Raw genomic sequence first — 17,546 nt, forward strand, 5'->3', positions numbered from 1 at the left:
GTGGAACTGCAAGCCTCGACCCCACAGCTAAACGCGCCGCCCACTTTTGACTAGGTGGGGTTTATGGAGCGCTTACGAACATCGACGGCTTAGAGCTGTTCTGATACGCGAGCGCCCATGGCTTTGTGACTGCTGTCATTCTGCGAGATAAGGCGCCGTGTCCATCGCCGGCTACAGAAACAATGGCAAAAAGACCATGGGCCATGTAGCTTTTTTGTCGCACTTCAGGGAGATTGAAGGGGGTACTCTTCGTCGAGACCTGCGTGGAGTACTTGAGCGGCAAGGTCACTTTTCGGCCATCGAGATAGCCGTAATAGGGGCAACACAAAGACAGCATTACGAGCGCGTATGCAGCTGACTAGTTCAGATCGAGCTTTCGCCTAACGGACTCCTAGACAACGTACGCTCCCCATTTCGACGTAGTCAGTGCATTTTCACATATCTGAGCCACTGTAGCTCAATGTTGTAGGCAAAATCAGTCAGTCTACAGGAGGCGAATTTACTCCATCGGGATGATTCAATATATCGGTACAAGTGAATCCTGATTAAGATCTGAGCAGTGCACGTTTTTGTCGATACGGTATTCCAATCAGTATTCCATCAAAAAAACAAACCCGATATTATTAAAAAAAATCAATTACCTACAAGATCAATTCAAATTACCCCGGCCCACCAATCCGAAAACGACAAAGCCCGCCAAGTGCGGGCTTTGTCGCATCTGGGGTTTGTCCCTCCTCCTCCCTCCAAGCCCCAGCATACAAGCGGGCTCCTTTGCTTTGATTCTGCTGAACGGTTCTTGAAATGTAAGCGGCTGGCAAACACATGTGGACCGCGCGTTCAATAACCATCTGCGCTCGTGAACTGGTTAGGGTATCGGTTATTGTCCCAATCGGCGGCCGCGTCAGTAGACTGCCTGCGGTGAGTAATCAGCATTGGAGTTGCGCAATGGCGACGTTTAAGACCCGCAGACTTTTGATAACGCGCCTGTCGCCGGATGATGTCAGTTTTGTGATGACGATGGAGGCCGACCCAGAGGTCATGCGCTACACGACCGGAGTAGTTGCCCCTACCCCTTCTCGACGGAAAGAAGTTCTCGCCTATGTAAATTCTGCACCGCATGAGGGGCCAGGGCATTGGCGTGTGGAGTTACAGGGGAAACCAATTGGCTGGATAAGCCTCACCCCCCTAGAATCCACTGATCGATTTCAACTGGCATACCGTTTCGCTAAAGCCTTTTGGGGTAACGGATACGCTACAGAGGCCGGTGCGGCAATTCTCGATTATGCGCGTGACGTGCTAGGTCTTTCAGAGTGTGTTGCTCTCGTCTGGCCCGATAACAATGCTTCTACTCATGTTTTATCTAAGTTGCGGTTTCAGTATGAAGGCTCTTCCGTGTACTACGGCAACGACGTGAATGTCTTTGTCCGTACGCTGGATGTATAGGCTTCTGATGAAGCTGCCTTGGGTAGGCTAGACGGACTCCACTGATGCGGTAACAGTTGATGAACCTCCGTCACCCGCTGAGTCAAAACGTCCTTAAGGTAAGCATACGGATCATGCCCGTTCATGCGCGCAGACTGGTTCAAGCTCATGATCGCCGCCACTTAAGCGCATCGGTGAAGATGTCAGCGAAAAGCTGGACCACGCCGGGCATGTGCTCATCGACGGTATCCAGACACTCATCGGCACCCTGCCCAGTGTCGCCACCATCGAACGCCACGACGGATCCAGAACCTTCAAGAAACAATTCTGGCTCACACCACGCTCCGTCCTAGGAAATTTCCCTCAAAACGTATCGCCTTCCATGAACTAGCGGGCGCCGCTCATCGAGGATAGCCTCCAGGTGTCGCTGCAATTCAGCGATTGGGCTTTGACAGGCCGAAAAGTGTAACCTTTCACTCCTCCTGATCAGGCAGCATGCTCACGCGCATGCAGTCTCGTTTATGGCGGCTGTGCGTGGGGCATCTTCGGGTGCACCGGGTTCCTACACTACCGGTCTGTCAACCCGCGCACAGCTGCCACCCAATTCTGTTTGACAGCAGAGGGGCGGCCGCCTCCATAACTAGTGTAGGAGCATCAACATGAAGAAGATCACCCCCAACCCTCCAGAAACCGATACCCCTTCAGAACCCGAACCCCTCGACCTGACCCAACTCTCCCAAGCCACCCAACGCGCCGTCAGCGCCCGCTTGCGCAACCCGAAACACCCCGACCCCGTGAGCCATGTGTTCACCATCCTCCCCGACGTCGACACCCCCACCCTGCTCGGTCACGCCAGCGAAACCCTGGCCTCCCTGAACGTCATGACCACCGACCTGGCCGACCATCTCGAAGGCTCGCATCGCAACGTGGCGTTGGCGATGCAGCAACTGGCCGTGCTGGCCGAGATGTTGATCAATCGAGCTCTGGATAACCTCGATTCGCCCATGCCGGCGGTCGAGCCCGTCTGCCACTGAGTGATCGCGCTCGTTGATCGAATGGAGGTTTTGTCATGGATCGATACATGCCGATCACCGGCATCGACTGCACTATCGCGTCGCTGCTGATCGACACTGAAGCGCCGCTGGATGTGCTGCATGAAACGGCGGCTTACCGCATCCGCACGGCGACTCAATTGCTGGAGAGTTTCGCTGTGAACGAAGGCGTTCACAGTGAGCTGGCGCGGGTGTTGGTGACTTCGTTGCGCGATGGTTGCGATTTGCTGGATGTGGTGGGGCGGCGGTTGCAGAGGCAGGTTTCTGCGTCTTAACGAATCCGGCACAGGACATCGTTGTCGCGCGCCCAACGCAGAAAGGCACCTGACGAGCCTATCGCAGGTGCCTTTTTTGTGGATTCGATTCAATGCGCTATCGATGCATGACGAGTATCGTGTCTCTCAACAATGCCTTTTGCTACGGAACAGATGATGAACAAAAGCGTTATATATGCCTTGGGTGCTGCAGCGCTGTTTGGTGCCAGTACACCGCTTGCCAAGGTCCTGGGGCTGAACGTTTCACCCGTCTTGCTCGCCGGTTTGCTTTACCTGGGAAGTGGCTTGGGTCTCACGGTCACCCGGCTGATCCGTGATCGTGGCTGGCAGCCTGTCGGTTTAACCATTTCAGAATGGCCATGGCTCATTGGCGCTATCGCGTTCGGCGGCGTGTTGGGGCCGGTGTCTTTAATGTTCGGCCTTACCCTCACATCAGCTACCACTGCTTCGCTGTTGCTAAACCTTGAGGCGGTGTTGACCGCCCTGCTTGCCTGGATGGTGTTCAAGGAGAACGCCGACCGGCGGATCGTCGCTGGAATGATCGCAATCGTTGCCGGTGGCGTGCTCTTGGGTTGGCCTCAGACTTCCGCAGGGATCCACGGCTGGGTTGGCCCGGTCGCCGTGGTGATTGCCTGTTTTTGTTGGGCCATCGATAACAACCTTACCCGGAAGGTTTCCGCATCGGATGCATTGTTCATCGCTGGCATCAAAGGATTGGTCGCCGGGGTCGTCAACTGCGCTTTGGGGATTGCTCTTGGCATGCATCTCCCCGAGTTATCTCTATTGGGGCCAACGCTACTCGTAGGCTTTTTGGGCTACGGCGTTAGCCTGGTGCTGTTCGTTTTGGCTTTGCGGGGGCTTGGCACCGCGCGCACAGGTGCGTACTTCTCTACTGCACCGTTCCTGGGGGCCGCTATTTCGATCCTGTTGTTAGGCGAAGCGGTGACGTGGGTGTTTTGGGTGGCTGCCGGCCTGATGGGAATTGGCGTCTGGATACACCTGACCGAAAGCCACTCTCACGAGCACCAACACGATCCGCAAACACATGACCATCCGCATATTCATGATGAGCACCATCAACATGAACATGCCTTTGAGTGGGACGGCACTGAACCTCATAGCCATTTACACGACCACGTTCCCATTAAACACAGTCATCCGCACTTTCCCGATATCCATCACAGGCACCAACACTGAGCGACTGAGACGGCGCGGCAGTTGCTCAGGGTCAACAGTAGTGGAAAAGGATTTCTCTGACAGATTAGAACCACGTCATCCTGGGAATTTTCCTGCAACCCGTAGCGACTGCCATGAACTGGTGAACAACATTTCTGAAAGATAGTCTTCACCCTTCGCTGCGACCCTGCGGATGGTTTTAACAAGCCGAAATTACGTAAGGATCCCTAAACCAATGGAACGCCCTTATGAAAAAGATCACCCGAATCCCACTGAAAAATCCGGCCACTTCACAACCTGAAACCCTCGACCCGACCCAACAGCCCAAAACCACCGAACGCTCCGTCAGTGCCCGCCGGCGCAACCTGAACAGGAACATCTTCAGCGTCCGCCCCGACGTCGACATGCCCACCCTGCTCGCTCACGCCAGCGAAACCCTGGCGTCCCTCAACGTCATGACGCTGGACTTTGCCGAACGACTCGAAGGCCCGCAGCGCAATGTGGCACTGGCGCTTCAGCAGTTGACGATGCTGACTGAGCTTTTGGTCAACCGAGCGAAGGATAACCTTGATCCGAACGCGTCGGTGGCCGCGGGAGAGCCTCCCGTTCTTCACTGAGTGATCGCGCTCGTTGATCGAATGGAGTCTTTACCGCTCCCCCAACACAAAAAGGCACCTGACGAGAATATCGCAGGTGCCTTTTTGGGCTTTGAATGGGTAGAGATGTTCTGTATGCGTGACAATTGAAGCTGAATGTTACTTATACGAGACAATGCAGTGTCAGACGACTCAACACTAGGTTTCATAATCTGCAACTTACTGTCGACTCAATAGACGACAGAGTAGCCACGTTTTCGCCCAAGCGACTTACAGGACAGGGTTTTCAGAAATTTCCTGCAAGCCGTGACGACTCCGAGCTGATTGTGTAGCTCACGCTTCAAACCTACTCTGCCCAAACAAAACAGCGGTTCGTCCCCGACCAGTTGCTTGAGTTCACCCTTACGACCAGAATCCATCCATCGGATCACCTGCTGACAAGGAGGCCAACATGCAAAACATTAAGCTACCTAGCCGCCTTGTCGGCATTGGCTTGTACACCCCAGCAGAAGCTTCGCTCTACACCGGGATTTCAGCTACCGATATACGCCGCTGGTTATTCGGGTACACCGCCCACGGTGTTCAACATCCGGGGCTTTGGGACTCAGAGCTGTCTGATGTGAACGAGTGCGTTCTAGGTTTTCATGACTTACTGGAAATTCGTTTCGTTCATGCTTTTCGCCAACACGGCGTAAGCCTGCAAGCCATCCGTAGTGCCTCGCAGCAAGCAAAAGAGTTGTTTAACCAAGCGTACCCATTCACCTGCAAACGCTTTCAAACCGACGGACGAAGCATCTTCGCCACGGTGATGGGTGAAACAGGGGATGAGGCACTTCTGGACTTGATCAAGCGACAGTATGCATTCGAACAAGTCATCAAACCTTCGCTCTATGAAGGTATCGACTACACAGGATCAGGCTCGGCGCAGCGCTGGTATCCGGTCAAACGCAGCAAAGCCATCGTTCTCGACCCCTCTCGAAACTTTGGAAAACCTGTCCTGTCAGGTACGGGAATTGACACAGCAGCCATTTTTAGCGCCTACAGAGCTGAAGGCAGAGACGTCAAACGTGTAGCCCGCCTCTATGAAATACCTATTGCTGCAGTTGAGGCAGCGGTCAGTTTTGAGCAAAGGAATGCGGCTTGAAGTTCCTATTGGATAACAATCTTCCCCCTGCGTTGGCCCGAGCCTTGAACGAACTGACTAAAGCTGAGGGCCATTCGGTACTGTCTTTAAGGGATAAATTTCCGCAAAGCACCGCTGATGTGGCATGGATATCAGTGCTGAGAGAAGAAGGTGGATGGGCTGTCATCTCTCAAGACAAATTCACAAAAGGTGATATTGAAAAGAGAGCGTTCCGCGAGTGCGGACTGCCGGTCTTCTGTTTGGCCAAGCATTGGGGAAACGAGTCTTATTGGAACAAAGCGCATAACCTGGTGCGATGGTGGCCGTCGATCATGAGTCAGGCACATCTGAATGGAGGTGGCGCTGCGTTCCGCGTACCGTGGAAATGTCCGGCGCACGGAAAATTTGATCAAATAAAAATATAAACCCCGAACCGTGACAGGGCTTCTTTTCATTCATACCTTTGGTGAAGCTACGAGCGACTGAAGCCATCCATCCACATGAATTTTTCTTCACCCCACCGCCCCCCCTCCAACCTGTACATTCCCCCTCGCTCATTCAAGAAACTACGGTTTGCCCGCCCTCCCGCGGGCTTTTTTTTGCCTGCGATTTGGTTAGCGGTCGGTTCCAGTGACTGCTCCCACCATCATTTCAACCGATACAGATACGTATCCTGCGCCTCATGCGGCTGCAAACAAGGCCTCTGATAACACCGTCTGATCAAACCAAACCCGGCCGCTTCGGCCAGCCGCTGGCTCGCCACATTGGCCGAGGCGATGGTCAGGTAAAACGTGAAACCGGGCATGCTTTTGATCAACGCTTCAAGCGCCGTGCGCATATAGCCTTTGCCCGTATACTCGGTATTGACCCAGTAGCCGACCACATACCGGTTACGGCGCCGGGGCTTCAAGCCAATACAGCCGATGATCGCGTGCGCGGTATCGTCGACGATAAACAGCCGCCGCTCACCGGTTTCGCTTTTGAATTCATCGACTGCCCGCGCGAGGAACGATCGGGCCTCGTCCTCGGTGGTGTAGGGTTTGGCCCAGGGCAGAAATTCGCAGTGGACTGTAAAACTGGCGTTCAGCGCATGCTGCAACGCTTTACACCATCCGGGGTCGGGGGCGCTCAATCTCAATGTGTGAGTGCCAACGGTCAGCGCAAGCTCCATTGCATCATCCTTAACTACCAACTCCATGACGTCAGACAATAACAGCGCCTGGAAGGACGCTGCTACTCAGATCGCCCCCCGTTAGTGCTGCCCCAACGTCACCCGTCACCTCTCGCTGGTCGTTCATGTTTCGTTAAGCATTCAACTCGTATGCTTGGGGTTCCCGGTCCCCTGCTCGGTTAGCCAGAAACTCATGTCACGCCCCGTCTCTTCACTGTTTCTACTCGCCGCTCTGCTGTTTTTCTTCGCGCTAAGCAATCACCAATTACAAGGTTCCACGGAGGCCCGGGTCGCCGGAATTGCCATGGAGATGCACCTGGATAACGACTGGGTGACCCCGCATTTGTTCGGCGAGCCATTTCTTGAGAAACCGCCCTTGAGCTTGTGGCTCGACGCCGGGGCGATTCGCGCATTCGGCGGTACGCCGTGGGCGGTGCGGCTCGCGTCGGCGTTTGCCGGGTTGTTCAGCGTGATGTTGCTGTATGCGATGCTGCGGCGGTTCGACCGGCCCAAGGTCATTGCCTGGACGGCGGGGATTTTGCTGGCGACCATGGCCAGTTACTGGAGCAACACGCGCAGCGTCGGCGAAGACGCGTTGCTGGCCTTCGGCGTGAGCATGGCGCTGCTGGCATTTTTTCAGGGGACACGGTATTCGACTGTCGGCAACGCCCTGCTTTTTGCATCAGGGATCGCCATCGCGACCTTGAGCAAAGGCGTACTGGGGCTGGCGATGCCGGGGGTGGTGATCTTCGCGTATCTGCTGACCGAAACCTTGATGGACAAGCGCCTGAAGCCCTCGGACTGGCTGCGCCCCGGCCTGTTGACACTGTTGGGATTGGTGCCGCTGATGATCTGGCTCGCGGTGCTGTATCAACGCGATGGTGCGCATGCCGTGGGGGAAGTGTTGCTGACCAATAGTGTCGGGCGCTTCAGCGGCTCCTTCGTCGAGGCCGGCCATTACGAACCGTTCTACTACTACCTGGCCAAACTGCCGGAGACCTTCGCGCCCTGGAACATTCTGGTGTACCTGGGGCTGTGGCACTTTCGCAAAAGCCTGATGGCCAATCGTTACCTGTTGTTCTTCACGGTGTGGCTGCTGGCGCAGTTCGTCATGCTGACCCTGGCGTCGAGCAAACGCACGGTGTACCTGATGTCCATGACGCCTGCAGCGGCGGTGATTGCCGCGGAATATGCGAGCGTGCTGTTCGAGCGACTTCAGGCCTACTCCGGTGCATCGACCTTGCCGGGGCTGATTGTCCGGCATCGTCGCGGTATAGGGGTTGGCGTACTGGCCGTGGTGATTGGCAGCTACCTCGCTGCCGCACAATGGGTATTGCCTCACGCTGATCGCACGCTGTCCTTCCTGCCGCTGACTGAACAGATTCAGGCATTCCAGGCCAGCGGGCAGCAGGTCGCGTTGTTTCAAGCCAACGAGCGGGTGGGCGGCGCCAGCGTGTTCTACACCCGACGCGTACTCAAAGGCCTGGATACCGAGGCGCAATTGCATGAGTTTCTGAGCGCCTCACCGGCTAATGTGGCACTCATGTCTGGTGTAAATGAACCCGCCGCGCCCTTAAAGGTGATCAAGACAATGATGGTGGGGCGTCAGGCTTACTACTTTGTAACCCTGTAAACGGCTCAGCGACGGGTAGCTCAGCCTTTTGCAGCACCGGCAGCTCCAGTCGCGCCCGCCCATAGAACGCCAATGCCGTCAGTAAACACGTCAGCCACACGAAGATCCCGGCCCAAAAGGTGTGGGACATGTAGTGCCAGCCTTGCAGGACCCGTGTCGTGCCGTAGACGAAACCGAGCAGCAGCGAGCCGTACATCATCGCTTTAGCGTACCGCCAGCGGTAGCGGCGAGCCACGAAGTACAGCGCGAGCATGGTGAAGCCGCCCGACGCATGCCCACCCGGCCAGCAGCGACCGTCACCGGCTTCTTTCAGCAGGTCAAAATTCTGGTACCACTCCTTGTGCTCGATTTTCCCGGCGTACTGAGTGGTTTCAACCGGGCAATACACACTGGTGTGGCTCTTGAGGTAGTGGATAACGCCGGTGCTGATGGAAAACGCGAACACCACATACAGGAAGTCCCGGCGGTGTTTACTGGCGAACCGAAGCACAGGCGCGACTTTGATTTTTTCCAGGAAGGCGATGATCTTCGAATGTTTTTCAGCCTTCAGCCGCGGCCAGAGAAATGACAGCAAGGCGCCGATGATCGCAATCTCACCCGTCCAGTTCGGGATGATCCGCGCCCATTTATGGGTGATCTGCTCGAACAGACGGACATGCTCCAACGGAAACACCTGGGTAACCGGGTCATAAAAAAGATCGCTGAAAGCGATGTCGATTTTGGTCATGTCAAACATCAGGAACACCGCGACCGCGCAGGCCAGCGGAATACCAAAGTTCACCCAGTAAAAGCGGTAACGGGAAGAAGTCAGCATCGTACGTCCAGATCCAGAGTGATGAAGAAGAAGCTCATTCGGTGGTCACCGAGTGCCAGTCAGAGGCCTCGATGGAACCAAGCATACGAGGTTCCTGAGGTTTTTCAGCGGAGATAAACAGAGAAGCGCCGTAGCCTAGAGTAGCAGTCGGCAGCTTGAGCTCTTTTTCGAGTTCCGCCATGCACTCACTGTGGGTCACCAGAATCAGGTTGCGCCCCGCCACTTTGTGCGCCAGAGCATCACGTAACATACTGCCCCGGCAGTTGATCAACCAGTCTTCGCCGACGCCAACCTTGTTGAACATATAACTGGAGGTCTGTGCCGCACGGATGATCGGACTGTTATAGATATCGGTCTTGTTCAGGCCCAGACGTTCAAACTGCGCACCGACCCCCACTGCCACACTGCGCGAGCGATCTGTAATGCCATCATTGCCAATCAGACAGGGGGCGGTGGAGTGATCGCAACGCTCAACGTGACGCACCAGCACGATCATGTCGCCCTTGGCCCACCCCGCAGCCAGCGCACGGGCACCCGCCACATTGCCATGGGACAGATCGGGCACAGCCGCAGGTCGCAACAGCCACACGGTCAGCGGAATCACCAGCAGCAGTGAGGCCACGATGACCATTGCGTTTCGATAACGGGCCAAACGGCTCAGATCGATCGAGCATTTTATTCCGAACAGACTCAGTCTCAATTCCACGTTCAGCCGCCTCGCCGGCATGCATCACAATCATACAAAACCGCAAGGGTAGCGAGTCTCGCGTTGGCTGCTGGTGAAACCCATGTGAAAAAAAGCTTAAGAACTGCGTAAAAATCTTGTTACAGAATCCATCCGACAAAATCCTTTCAGCTCCCGGGATTGCGGCCGATACATACCTGCTACACACCTTGCTGGCTCCCAAAAACAAAAATCTTCCAGCCAACCGACGATCGAAAGCGCAACGTTCCTGGAGGAATTTGATGAATAGCTGGTTCGGCAACATCAGCGTGAACCTGAAACTGGGCCTGGGATTCGGCCTGGTCCTGGCACTGACCTGCATTCTCGCCCTGACCGGCTGGACCAGCCTGGGCGGGTTGATTGACCGCAGCAACTGGATGAGCGACATCACTCAGCTCAATGCCGGCCTGACCAAGCTGCGCGTGGTTCGCCTGCAATACATGCTGACCAACGGCGACGAAACCGCCGCACAGAATGTGCAAACCACCCTGGACAGTTTTGTTGCTCAGCAAACCGCCCTGCTGGGCAGCTTCAAAAACCCTGAAAACGTCAAAATGCTCAAAGAGCAGGCCGCGACCATCGCCGCTTATCAGACGTCGCTGAACAAAATGCGCAGCGCCTACCGCACCGGCAACAGCGCCCGCGACGCCATGGGCGCCAACGCCGAAACCGCCAGCAAGCTGATCGACGCAATCAACATCCGCGTACAGCAAATGCCCTTGAGCGATCAGCGCTTCGAACAGTTCCTGGCCATCACTGCCGCCAAGGAAGCGTTCATTCTTGCCCGCTATGAAGTGCGCGGCTACACCGCCAACACCAATGCCGAGACCGAGCAGAAAGCCGTTTCCCAACTGGATGCGGCCATCGCCAGCCTGAAGTCGCTGAACGCGCATTTCGCCGACACACAACAAGACGCGCTGCGTCAGTTGGAAACCGCCCTGAGCAACTACCGCAGTGCCTTGCAAGCCTATAAAGCCGCCAACAGCGATGCGGTGCAGGCGCGTAAGGAAATGACCGATCAGGGCGCCGCCATCGTGACCCTGAGCGATCAGCTGTATCAATTCCAGCTCGACCGCCGTGATGCCGAAAGCGCCCAGGCCCGCACACTTCAATTGATCAGCACCTTGCTGGCGTTGCTGGTGGGCATCATCGCCGCCGTGGTCATCACCCGTCAGATCACCGGTCCGTTGCGCGATACCCTTAAAGTGGTCGAGCGCATCGCCGGTGGTGACTTGTCTCAGGACATCAAGGTCACCCGCCGCGACGAACTCGGCGTGTTGCAGCAAGGCATTGCGCGCATGGGCGTGACCCTGCGGGACTTGATCAGCGGCATCCGCGATGGCGTCACCCAGATCGCCAGCGCCGCCGAAGAACTGTCGGCCGTGACCGAGCAGACCAGCGCCGGTGTGAACAGCCAAAAAGTGGAAACCGATCAGGTCGCCACCGCCATGCACGAAATGACGGCCACCGTGCAGGAAGTCGCGCGCAACGCCGAAGAAGCCTCTCAGGCCGCAGCCGCCGCTGACGGTGAAGCTCGCGAAGGTGACAAAGTGGTCAACGAAGCCATCGCCCAGATCGAGCGGCTGGCCAGCGAAGTGGTGCGTTCCACTGAAGCGATGAGCGTACTGCAGCAGGAAAGCGACAAGATCGGCAGCGTCATGGATGTGATCAAGGCCGTGGCAGAGCAGACCAACCTGCTGGCCCTCAACGCTGCCATCGAAGCGGCCCGTGCCGGTGAGGCTGGTCGTGGTTTTGCGGTGGTGGCTGACGAAGTTCGTGGCCTGGCCCAGCGCACGCAAAAATCCACCGAGGAAATCGAAGGCCTGGTGGCCGGCTTGCAGAACGGCACTCAACAAGTGGCGGCGGTGATGAACAACAGCCGTACCCTGACCGACAGCAGCGTGGCGCTGACTCGCAAGGCCGGCGTATCACTGGAAAACATCACCCGCACGGTGTCCAACATTCAGTCAATGAACCAGCAGATCGCTGCCGCCGCCGAGCAACAAAGCGCCGTGGCCGAAGAGATCAGCCGCAGCATCATCAACGTACGCGACGTGTCCGAACAGACCGCCACCGCCAGCGACGAAACCGCTGCGTCCAGTGTTGAACTGGCGCGGTTGGGCAATCAGTTGCAGATGATGGTGAGTCACTTCCGGGTTTGATATTCACTTTGCGGTGAATGATAAATCGCCTTCTCGGGCAAGCCTCGCTTCTACAGGTTCAGTGAGTAACCTGTACAAGGAGCGAGGCTTGCCCGCGAAGGCTATCTAACGCTTAGACACTAATCGCATTGGTAAACACCAACCGATTGCCAAACGGATCGGCCACGGTCATGTCCTGACTGCCCCACGGCATCGCCTGGATTTGTGGGTGCGCAAACTTATATTCCTTGGCCAGCAATTGCTGCTGGAACGCCTCCAGCTCATCGGTCTCGATGCGCAGGGCCGAGCCCGGTGTCGCGTCGCCATGATGTTCGGAGAGGTGCAGCACGCACTCGCCACGGGAGATTTGCAGGTACAGCGGGAGGTTCGCCTCGAAGCGGTGCTGCCAATCAATCTTGAACCCCAGAAACTCGACGTAGAACTCCAAAGCCTTGGTTTCATCGAAAATCCGCAGGATCGGGGTGGTTTTGCCGAAACTCATGGGGTAACTCCCTGACTGAATGAGCCCAGTGTGGCTGGGCTGGATGTCAGCGCTTCGGCTTGGTGACGGCTTTCTTTAACTGCAATGTGCCACCATGAGACCTGGATCAAAAGATCGTCCGAACGCGGCCCGAACCTTCGGCAGCTTCTACGAAGGCGCGATCAATGAAACCCTCTACGCAAATCCCCCTCCCGCGCCAGAAATCGCCCTTCCCTTCTGCCGTTCGCCTGCCCGTCGCGATAACTCAAGGCACCATTGATCCATACCCCATCAATCCCTTGCGCCGCCCGTTGCGGATCGTTGAAGTCGGCCACATCGCGAATCGTCGCCGGATCGAACAACACCAGATCCGCCCAATACCCTTCACGAATCTCGCCACGTTCCTTCAAGCCAAAGCGTGCCGCCGACAACCCGGTCATCTTGTACACGGCGGTATGCAGCGGAAACAGGCCGACGTCGCGACTGAAATGTCCGAGCACTCGTGGGAATGCACCCCACAAGCGTGGATGCGGAAACGGGTCTTCCGGCAAACCGTCGGAGCCGATCATCGACAGCGGATGCGCGAGGATGCTTCGTACATCAGCCTCGTCCATGCCGTAATACACCGCCCCCGCCGGTTGCAGTCGGCGGGCGGCTTCGAGCAGCGCAGTGCCCCACTCGGCAGCAATGTCCATCAGATCCCGCCCCCCCATTTCCGGGTGCGGCGTGGACCAGGTGATGGTGATGCGATGGGCGTCGGTGACTTGCTTGAGGTCCAGCGTCGAAGAACTCGCCGCGTAGGGATAACAATCGCAAGCCACCGGGTGGGTTTTCGCGGCGTGTTCGAGGGACGCCAGCAATTGCGGACTACGTCCCCAGTTACCGGCGCCGGCACATTTGAGGTGGGAAATGATCACCGGCGACTGTGCGTGGCGTCCGATGCGGAACGCCTCGTCCATGGCCTCCAGCACCGGCTCGAACTCACTGCGTAAATGGGTGGTGTAGACCGCGCCGAATGCCGTCAACTCTTCGGTCAACTGCATCACCTCATCAGTGGATGCCGAGAAGGCGCTGGCGTAGGCCAAGCCTGTGGATAAACCCAAGGCACCGGCCTCAAGGCTATCGCGCAGTTGCTCGCGCATCGCGCTGATTTCAGCGTCGGTCGCGGTGCGATACAGATCGTCCAGGTGATTGCTGCGCAACGCGGTGTGCCCCACCAGCGCAGCCACGTTCAGCGTGGTATTGGCCGCTTCGACGGCGGCGCGATAGTCGCTGAAGCGCGGATAAACAAACGCCGCGGCGGTACCGAGCAGGTTCATCGGGTCCGGCGGATCACCGCGCAAACTCACCGGCGACGCGCTGATCCCGCAGTTGCCGACAATCACCGTGGTCACACCCTGGCTGAGTTTGGGCAGCATCTGCGGCTGGCGAATCACCACCGTATCGTCGTGGGTATGCACATCGATGAAACCCGGCGCCAACACTCGGCCAGCGGCCTCGATTTCTTCGATGGCGCGAGCGTCGTGCAAATCGCCGATTCGCTCGATGCGGCCATTCAGAATCGCCACGTCAGCGGGGTAACCGGGGGTGTTGCTGCCGTCGATAATCAGCGCATTGCGGATCAGCGTGTCGTACATCATGTCAGTCTCCCAGCGGCAAGTGATCGTCGCCGCCGCGGTAGTCGTCCAGGGCCAGTTTGATCCGCCGCAGACGTTCTTGATTGTCTTCAGGACTGGCCAGCGCCAGCTCGGTGGCGAGCACATCGATGGCCAACAACATGCCGTAGCGCGCCGCCGTGGGTTTGTAGATGAAGGAAGTCTCGGCGCTTTGCAGCGGCAACAGCACATCGGCCAATTGCGCCAGCGGCGAGTCGGCGCGGGTGATGGCGAGAATTCGTGCGCCGTAGCTGCGCGCCAGCTCCACCGCTTCGAGCAGTTCGGGCGTGATGCCGGTCAGCGAGCAGGCGATGACCGCGTGTTCGGCGCCAAGGCTGGCGGCGGTGACGCGCATCATCACCGGGTCGTGACCCACCGCAATCGGGTAGCCGAGGCGCACCAGCCGCACTTGCAGTTCATCGCTGCACAGGGTCGAGCAGCCGCCCATGCCGAAGGCGTGAATCATCCGTGCCTTGCCCAACAGTTTCACCGCATCGGCGAAGCGCGACTCATCGAACGCCGCCAGGTGCTGGCGCAAGGTCGACTCGATATCGCCGACGATCTGCCCGTAGAACGCCGACTGTTCAGGCATGCCCGCCGGGTCCAGAAAGCGGCTACCGACGCCGCTGGCCTGGGCCAGTTGCAGGCGCAAATCCCGCAGGTCGCGGCAACCGACTGTGCGGGCGAATCGCGACAGCGTGGCAGTGCTGACTTCCGCCCGCTGCGCCAGCTCATCGAGGCTGGCGGATGCGGCAAATCCTACATCGTCGAGCATCAGCCGAGCGATACGTCCTTCGCCGGCGCTGAAGGATTCCTGACGAGCGCGGATCTGATAGAGGATGTCCATGGCGGATGGCTCCGACTAAAGCAGGTGAGAAAGGCCAACGGTCAGGCCGAAGGCGACCACCGAGATCAGCGTCTCGAGCACTGTCCAGGTCTTGAAGGTCTGGGTGACGGTCATGTTGAAGTATTCCTTGATCAACCAGAAGCCGCCGTCGTTGACGTGGGAAAAGATAACCGACCCCGCCCCCGTCGCCAGCACCAACAGCTCCGGGTGGGGATAACCCAGACCAACGGCCACCGGCGCGACAATCCCTGACGCGGTGGTCATGGCCACGGTGGCAGAACCAGTGGCGATGCGCATCAACGCGGCGAACAGCCAACCCATCAACAGCGGCGACAACTGGAATTCATCGGCCAGGCTGACGATCTGATTGGTGACGCCAGCGTCCACCAGAATTCGGTTCAAGCCACCACCAGCACCGACCAGCAAGGTGATGCTGGCGGTCGGCGCCAGGCATTCATTGGTGAACTTGAGGATCGACTCGCGATTGAAGCCCTGGGCCAGGCCGAGGGTCCAGAAACTCAGCAAGGTCGCCAGCAGCAAGGCGATCACCGAGTTGCCGATGAACAGCAGGAACTGATTGAAACCGCTACCCGGCGTGGAGATCAGGTTGGCCCAGCCGCCGATCAACATCAGCACTACCGGCAACAGAATCGTGGCCATGGTGACACCAAAACCCGGCAGGCTATCGCGCGGTTCACGCTCCAGGAACTGGCGTTCCAGGGGGTTATCGGCCGGCAGTTGAATGCGCGGCACGATGAATTTGGCGTACAGGGGACCGGCGATAATCGCGGTCGGAATACCGATCAGAATCGCGTAGAGCAAGGTCTGCCCCACCGACGCCTGATAGACCTGCACCGCCAGCATCGCCGCCGGGTGCGGCGGTACCAGCGCGTGGACCACCGAAAGCCCCGCAACCATCGGCAAACCGACCATCAGAATGGACACGCCCACCCGCCGCGCCACGGTAAACGCGATCGGCACCAGCAAGACAAAACCGACCTCGAAGAACAGCGGCAGCCCTACAAGAAAGGCGATACACACCATCGCCCAGTGGGCATTTTTCTCGCCGAAACGGTCGATCAAGGTGCGCGCCACCTGCTCCGCACCGCCGGACTCGGCCATCATCTTGCCGAGCATCGTGCCCAGCGCCACCACCAGCGCAATGTGCCCCAACGTCTTGCCAACCCCGGCCTCATACGCCCCCACCACACCCGACGGCGGCATCCCTGCCAACAGCGCCAGGCCGATGGACACCAGGGTGATCACAATGAAGGGATTGATCCGGTAACGGGCGATCAGAACGATCAGCGCAATGATGGCGATGGCGGCGTAAACCAACAGCCAATAGCCGAAGGAAAGCGTCATGCGGTACTCCTCGAAAGGGTCACGTCGAATGGGTTGTGAAACTCATAAATCATTTCGACGAGCTACTTTCAAACGAAGTGAAAGTAATTTTCGTGGAGGGGTAAGGGATGTCGTGCAGAGGTATGGGAGATCGCGGGTTATGAAAATCGGATAGCGGAATTTTCATCCCTCTGCGTGAGAACAATCAGCGTAGAGGGATGATAGTTCCACTATCGAGGCAGGCTTGACTCTGCTGTATCGAGATCAAGTCATCAGAGATTGCGCGATAGCGCCCTGCGTACGCTATCACTGTTCAGCGCAGGGCTTTCAGTCTCGGCAGGGGATTGCGTCGGTGCAGGACTTTCGGCCTGGAAAGAGATTTCAGCCTGGTCCGAGCTTTCGACTTGAACAGGGCTTGGCGCCTGTTCGCGACTGGCGACTCGATTGTCCAGGGTCTCGATGTAGGCGTTCAAATCTCTAATCAGCAGTTTCTTGCGCTGGGCGCCCCGATACCACGCGTAGAAAAAATAGCCCGCCGCCGCCAGGAAGCCTAGCCCGGCCGTAGCAAGACCGGCGATGCACAATCCAAGCACGATCAGCACTGTCTTCCAGTTAAAGGGCGACAGCTCCAGTTCGGTATTCAGTGCACTCGCGTCACGCAGCACCCAGCGCTTGGACGCTGTGTGGTTCTGCAAAATGGTGTGCAGAGGCGAACCATCCTTTTTCAAGGCACTGATCAAAGAGATTTCCTGACCTGTGCGCAAAGGAATGTCCATGCCGCGCAGCTTTACATCGTGCTCGATACCGTCCGGGGTTTTGACCCAGATCTCATGATTGATAATTGAAACAGAACTGATGCGCACAGGCGTCACATCACCGTCGTTACCGTTCACCTGAACGCCGCCCGTGGATGTCACACGGGTCTCGCTGATTTTTTCACTGCTCACCACTTCACCGCTCAAGACGGTGAAAGAAACGGTTTTATCGCCATGGGTAAAGTTGTGCATTTCGATTCCTTGATAGACCCACGTCGATCGACGCGCAGGAGAAAGATCCGTATGCAGCGGATGCTACTAAGTAGCCATCACACTG

The 17,546-nt window shown here is 57.3% G+C and carries 17 protein-coding genes and 2 pseudogenes; 10 read left to right on the forward strand and 9 right to left on the reverse strand.

Annotated features, from left to right (window positions below; all coding sequences use genetic code 11):
• The first annotated feature begins 945 nt into the window (after nucleotides 1-945).
• Nucleotides 946-1,443, forward strand: a complete 498-nt coding sequence (locus tag AC07V0_RS29420) for a GNAT family N-acetyltransferase (protein ID WP_495020181.1) — start codon at nucleotides 946-948, stop codon at nucleotides 1,441-1,443.
• Here AC07V0_RS29420 and AC07V0_RS29425 read toward each other — a convergent pair.
• Nucleotides 1,398-1,601: pseudogene (locus AC07V0_RS29425) on the reverse strand (transposase domain-containing protein); the annotation flags it as partial. The gene AC07V0_RS29420 and the pseudogene AC07V0_RS29425 sit on opposite strands and share 46 nt — an antisense overlap.
• A 480-nt stretch (nucleotides 1,602-2,081) precedes the next feature.
• On the opposite strand from AC07V0_RS29425, the gene AC07V0_RS29430 reads away from it, so the two are divergent.
• The 6 genes from AC07V0_RS29430 to AC07V0_RS29455 all read left to right on the forward strand — a co-directional run bounded on the left by AC07V0_RS29430 (nucleotide 2,082) and on the right by AC07V0_RS29455 (nucleotide 6,069).
• A complete protein-coding gene (locus AC07V0_RS29430) occupies nucleotides 2,082-2,456 on the forward strand; it encodes a DUF6124 family protein (protein ID WP_495020182.1) in 375 nt (124 codons plus the stop codon).
• Between the two features lie 35 nt (nucleotides 2,457-2,491).
• The gene (locus AC07V0_RS29435) at nucleotides 2,492-2,749 is read left to right on the forward strand and encodes a hypothetical protein (RefSeq protein ID WP_028939924.1); all 258 of its coding nucleotides are present in this window, start codon (nucleotides 2,492-2,494) and stop codon (nucleotides 2,747-2,749) included.
• Nucleotides 2,750-2,905: 156 nt separating this feature from the next.
• A complete protein-coding gene (locus AC07V0_RS29440; RefSeq protein WP_495020183.1) occupies nucleotides 2,906-3,946 on the forward strand; it encodes a DMT family transporter in 1,041 nt (346 codons plus the stop codon).
• Nucleotides 3,947-4,173: 227 nt separating this feature from the next.
• Complete coding sequence (locus AC07V0_RS29445) at nucleotides 4,174-4,542, forward strand: DUF6124 family protein (RefSeq protein ID WP_495020184.1); 369 nt, start codon at nucleotides 4,174-4,176, stop codon at nucleotides 4,540-4,542.
• A 430-nt stretch (nucleotides 4,543-4,972) separates the two neighbouring features.
• Nucleotides 4,973-5,665, forward strand: coding sequence for a DUF433 domain-containing protein (locus tag AC07V0_RS29450; RefSeq protein ID WP_018929438.1), 693 nt, complete (start codon nucleotides 4,973-4,975; stop codon nucleotides 5,663-5,665).
• Nucleotides 5,662-6,069, forward strand: coding sequence for a PIN-like domain-containing protein (locus AC07V0_RS29455; RefSeq protein WP_018929437.1), 408 nt, complete (start codon nucleotides 5,662-5,664; stop codon nucleotides 6,067-6,069). The genes AC07V0_RS29450 and AC07V0_RS29455 overlap by 4 nt, the downstream gene beginning before the upstream one ends.
• A gap of 221 nt (nucleotides 6,070-6,290) precedes the next feature.
• Here AC07V0_RS29455 and AC07V0_RS29460 read toward each other — a convergent pair whose 3' ends face one another.
• On the reverse strand, nucleotides 6,291-6,815 hold the full coding sequence (locus tag AC07V0_RS29460; protein WP_495020185.1) for a GNAT family N-acetyltransferase: 525 nt from the start codon (nucleotides 6,813-6,815) through the stop codon (nucleotides 6,291-6,293).
• Between the two features lie 193 nt (nucleotides 6,816-7,008).
• Between AC07V0_RS29460 and AC07V0_RS29465 the strand changes: the two genes are divergently transcribed.
• Nucleotides 7,009-8,448 carry an ArnT family glycosyltransferase gene (locus AC07V0_RS29465; RefSeq protein WP_138866749.1) on the forward strand — a complete coding sequence of 480 codons (1,440 nt, stop codon included), beginning with the start codon at nucleotides 7,009-7,011 and terminating at the stop codon, nucleotides 8,446-8,448.
• On the opposite strand, the gene AC07V0_RS29470 is transcribed toward AC07V0_RS29465, so the two are convergent.
• Both AC07V0_RS29470 and pmrG read right to left on the reverse strand, forming a co-directional pair.
• Nucleotides 8,399-9,262: a phosphatase PAP2 family protein gene (locus AC07V0_RS29470; RefSeq protein WP_064616104.1), complete on the reverse strand. Its 864-nt coding sequence runs from the start codon at nucleotides 9,260-9,262 to the stop codon at nucleotides 8,399-8,401. The genes AC07V0_RS29465 and AC07V0_RS29470 overlap by 50 nt on opposite strands.
• Before the next feature lie 34 nt (nucleotides 9,263-9,296).
• On the reverse strand, nucleotides 9,297-9,968 hold the full coding sequence (pmrG, locus tag AC07V0_RS29475; protein WP_495020186.1) for a lipopolysaccharide core heptose(II)-phosphate phosphatase PmrG: 672 nt from the start codon (nucleotides 9,966-9,968) through the stop codon (nucleotides 9,297-9,299).
• 395 nt (nucleotides 9,969-10,363) lie between these two features.
• On the opposite strand from pmrG, the pseudogene AC07V0_RS29480 reads away from it, so the two are divergent.
• Nucleotides 10,364-11,242 (forward strand): annotated as a pseudogene (locus AC07V0_RS29480) (methyl-accepting chemotaxis protein); the annotation flags it as partial.
• A 201-nt stretch (nucleotides 11,243-11,443) separates the two neighbouring features.
• The gene (locus AC07V0_RS29485; protein WP_404942391.1) at nucleotides 11,444-12,148 is read left to right on the forward strand and encodes a methyl-accepting chemotaxis protein; all 705 of its coding nucleotides are present in this window, start codon (nucleotides 11,444-11,446) and stop codon (nucleotides 12,146-12,148) included.
• Between the two features lie 112 nt (nucleotides 12,149-12,260).
• Here AC07V0_RS29485 and AC07V0_RS29490 read toward each other — a convergent pair whose 3' ends face one another.
• The 5 genes from AC07V0_RS29490 to AC07V0_RS29510 all read right to left on the reverse strand — a co-directional run bounded on the left by AC07V0_RS29490 (nucleotide 12,261) and on the right by AC07V0_RS29510 (nucleotide 17,461).
• Nucleotides 12,261-12,629 (reverse strand): glyoxalase superfamily protein, encoded by a 369-nt coding sequence (locus AC07V0_RS29490; RefSeq protein WP_018929431.1) that lies wholly within the window; start codon nucleotides 12,627-12,629, stop codon nucleotides 12,261-12,263.
• Nucleotides 12,630-12,790: 161 nt separating this feature from the next.
• On the reverse strand, nucleotides 12,791-14,248 hold the full coding sequence (locus AC07V0_RS29495; RefSeq protein ID WP_495020187.1) for an N-acyl-D-amino-acid deacylase family protein: 1,458 nt from the start codon (nucleotides 14,246-14,248) through the stop codon (nucleotides 12,791-12,793).
• Between the two features lies 1 nt (nucleotide 14,249).
• The gene (locus AC07V0_RS29500) at nucleotides 14,250-15,110 is read right to left on the reverse strand and encodes a MurR/RpiR family transcriptional regulator (RefSeq protein WP_258613072.1); all 861 of its coding nucleotides are present in this window, start codon (nucleotides 15,108-15,110) and stop codon (nucleotides 14,250-14,252) included.
• Between the two features lie 15 nt (nucleotides 15,111-15,125).
• The gene (locus AC07V0_RS29505; protein ID WP_064616102.1) at nucleotides 15,126-16,475 is read right to left on the reverse strand and encodes a GntT/GntP/DsdX family permease; all 1,350 of its coding nucleotides are present in this window, start codon (nucleotides 16,473-16,475) and stop codon (nucleotides 15,126-15,128) included.
• Between the two features lie 251 nt (nucleotides 16,476-16,726).
• Entirely contained in the window at nucleotides 16,727-17,461 is a 735-nt protein-coding gene (locus AC07V0_RS29510; protein ID WP_018929427.1) for a hypothetical protein, read from the reverse strand.
• Nucleotides 17,462-17,546 lie beyond the last annotated feature (85 nt).

It is taken from the genome of Pseudomonas sp. GW821-FHT01E10 (assembly GCF_059422365.1).